Source organism: Allocoleopsis sp., from assembly GCF_036703385.1.
Taxonomy (GTDB): domain Bacteria; phylum Cyanobacteriota; class Cyanobacteriia; order Cyanobacteriales; family Coleofasciculaceae; genus Allocoleopsis.
In genome coordinates this window covers 1-3331 of record NZ_DATNPA010000533.1, presented here as the reverse complement: position 1 = coordinate 3331, position 3331 = coordinate 1, and the positions used below count along the sequence as shown (strand labels likewise).

The following is a 3331-nucleotide window of genomic DNA, read 5'->3' as shown; positions in this document are numbered from 1 at the left end:
TAGTAAAACCTTATTAAGTGCAGCGGGTGTTAGTCTGGCATTGCTGACGCTGACGGCTGGCGTTAGTTTGGCACAAGACCACAACAACACTCAGCAACAACAAACAAGTGACTGCTGCTGCAAGAAGATGATGGGGCAAGGCTCTGGCTCGTAAGTCGGAGGGATGACAGTGATGGGTTTGGATGAGTGGTAGCTAGAACCACAAAAATCACGCTTCACGCTGCCTAAGCCGCTAGTCACAAAAAATCGCAAAAATAGAACCCGTTTTCTTGACGAAAACGGGTTTTTAAGACGTTGCTGTCAGTTTAATCAAATAATCAAATTTTTACTGCTGATTTCTGGGTCAGTCATCAATAGCGATCGCTCTCGCAGCAGAGGTGGCTCAGTCTGGAGGTTAGCGATCGCAAGCGCAATTGCTCCAGCACAGCAGGGCAGTAAACAAGTACAGATTGGGTAAAGGCCACTTAGAACTATCAATTCTCTACATTAATTAAACACTACCCCCTTATTTTCCAATTCCTTTAATGTCAAATCCAAAGGTTCTTCTATCAGGTGAAAGTACGGTTGTAAATCGGAAGAATTTTTCAAAATCCAAAGAGTCCAACGGCAAGCGGTTGGATCCGATTCAGCTAGTTGATATAGAGCGGTTGTCAGGATATCACCGATTAAGTCAGTTTTGGGAAATGTGCTAAGAAAATTCTTTAAGGATTTCACTAATGGCTGTCTTTTGTTCCTTAAAGCCTTAAACGCCAAATCAGCATAAGACTTGCATTCCTGTGTATGACAAAGCATGGCTATTCCTCCGGCTACTGCCGTCATTCTCCTAGAATGGGTTTTACAACAATCACTAACAGAATCGTTTTTCGCTCCATCCCAGTCAGAAATTCTATCCCCACCCAGACTTGCGCCTTATGAGGCTGACGCTTCGATGAACGCAGTAGGGTGGGGGAGTAGATACCAAGTGCAATTTCAGAACTTGGTTACTGGTTGGAAATTCTTTCCTAAGGGGGATGAAGCAGGATTACTTTTGAGAGTTTTTTTTCTCAAGCCCCAACAAAGTACGACATAAATCGAGTCCGTGAGAGCGTTGATATGGAGTTGAATTGATACTGTTTTAATTATGAATGTAAGGAAACTTTGTGAATATTTTGTGAAAAAATAGGATACATCTACAAGATGTATTCCACTACACAAAATTTTTACTTGGCTGCAAACACTCTGGTTATTGTGTTTGAAAAAACGACTATATTATAAAAGTGTGAAAGATTTTTTGCGGATTATAGTAGCAGCACAATGATAAGATTTGTCTAAAATTTACAAAAATATAAAGAAATAATAAAGAGAAAAGATTAGAGCCAATTTCCGACCAGAACGAAAGGTGCCCAATAACGCGGATGCTGGTATTGAGGATTTTGCAATAGAGCAAGCTGCGCCTGTCGCAGGGCTTCAGCTTTACTGACGGTAGTACGAGCTAACTCTCGGTAGAACTGACTCATCAAAACAGCGCTACTCTCGTCGTCTATCGACCATAACGATGCGATCGTGCTGCGAGCTCCGGCGCGTACAGCCACCCCTGCCAGCCCTAAGGCCGCTCGCTTGTCGCCCTTTGCGGTTTGGCAGGCACTGAGCACGAGTAATTCGATCGCATTCGTTTGACGTTGGTCTCTACTGCGTAGTAAGGTGTCCAATTCATTGACATTGAGGCGATCGTCCCAGGTGAGAATAAAGGTATCCTCCGACTTGGAACTGAACTGACCATGAGTCGCCAGATGGACTACCGGGAAAGGAACCGAGCTGATTTCTTTCTGGATGCTTGCACTGGTAAAGGCTTGATTCAAGAGTACTGTACTGGGCACTTCAGCCTTAATTTGCTCTACTTCATTCGCTACATTATTTAGGGCAGAAAAACCTTGACGAGCTTCGGTTAATCCGCCAGTTAGAGTTTTTAACTGAGTTTGTTCTAAAGATTTGGGAGCGAGTAATTGCAATCCCGGAGCCAAGGCAATAGCATACTTTTGCAAAACGTATTGTTGACCGTCATGGAGAGCCGCCATTGGAATATTTCGCAAAGCACCATCGAGGATAAACACCAAGGTTTTAACTTGGCTTTGAGCTAAGGCATTCTCAGCCGGTCGGAGCAACCAATCGTATACTTTCTTAGACAACGACTGAGCCTTTCTAGCTGTGACAGGTTGTACGAGTTCCTGTCGTAATTCCTGTAAGGTTTTTTCCACTTCACTCTGAGTTACCGTCGCTTTATAGTGAAGTAGGGGCTGTTTAGGTAACTTGAGAATAACTTCCAGGCGATCGGGTAAAATAATGGGATAAACGGCGGCGGCTGTGGGGTCGTCGCGATCAATGACTTGGTCAATTTGTACGGCTTTTCCTGCTAAGCAAGCGGACTTAAAAAAGTTGTCGAGTTCAGCGAGTTGAAGGGATTCAATGACGGAACGGGCTTGCTTGAGGTTGTCTTGATTCGACTCGGAGCTTTCGCTAGATTGTAAGAGTAAATCGACCAATTCCCGATAGATTGGCTCTACTCCCTCCCGGAAGGAAAATTGAATTTCGGGATTGGTAGCGACCAAATCGCTGCGGAGAGATTGTAAGGTTTTGACAGATTCGGTGTAAGACGCGATCGCACCTTTAGTATTCCCCCTTGCTTTTAACAGACGCCCTAACTGCCATTGCCAACGGTAGGCAATATCGGGAGCGTTACTGGTTTGAGCGATTAACAGGGCTTGTTCGGTGAGGTCTTGAGCATTTTGAAATTGCTGGGTTTGTTCGTAAACTGCACCCAGCTGTCCCAAGGCATAAGCTTGTGTGCGAGCATCGTTTAAGGTTTTGGCTTGTTGCAGGGCTTTGGCTAAGATTTGACCAATTTCTCTCGATGAGAACGTGCTGGTCGTACTCATCTGCCCTAAACGAGTCAGACTTTGGGCCAAGTTAATTTGGGCGTAGACGGCGGCTCGATTCGGGGGTAAGTTAGAAATTTGAGCTTGGATTTGTGAGGCCAATGCCTGAGCCTCGCTGACTTGCTTCATGTCCAGCAACAAGCTCAGTTGATTGAGTTGGGCTTGAGCGCGGCTTAGGGGTGAGGTGGATGAGGCTGTTGCCTGTTGATAAAACTCTAAAGCCGCTTTGGTGTCTTGCTGGGTGCGGGCTGTGTTCCCTAAACTTAAAAGAATGGCACTAATCTCAGAAGAAGATTGCAGTTGCTGGGCTAAAGCCAAACTTTGCTGCAAAACCTGCCGGGATTCATCTAATTTCCCAACGACGCGCAAGGCATTGCCGAGGCTACGTAAACCAGCAATCTTAATAGGAGTATCCGGTT

At 45.2% G+C, this 3331-nt stretch carries 3 protein-coding genes; all 3 read right to left on the bottom strand.

The window, feature by feature from the left end; all coding sequences use genetic code 11:
• Positions 1-309 precede the first annotated feature (309 nt).
• Positions 310-477, bottom strand: coding sequence for a hypothetical protein (locus V6C93_RS25950; protein ID WP_333479560.1), 168 nt, complete (start codon positions 475-477; stop codon positions 310-312).
• A 9-nt stretch (positions 478-486) separates the two neighbouring features.
• A complete protein-coding gene (locus V6C93_RS25945; protein WP_333479559.1) occupies positions 487-819 on the bottom strand; it encodes a hypothetical protein in 333 nt (110 codons plus the stop codon).
• Between the two features lie 530 nt (positions 820-1349).
• Positions 1350-3331 (bottom strand): CHAT domain-containing protein (locus tag V6C93_RS25940; protein WP_333479558.1); only part of this gene is annotated, 1982 nt, incomplete at its 5' end.

What these genes read in the sequence shown, in the direction of transcription:
- V6C93_RS25945 (WP_333479559.1), bottom strand. Translation starts at nt 819, where the DNA reads ATGACGGCAGTAGCCGGAGGAATAGCCATGCTTTGTCATACACAGGAA.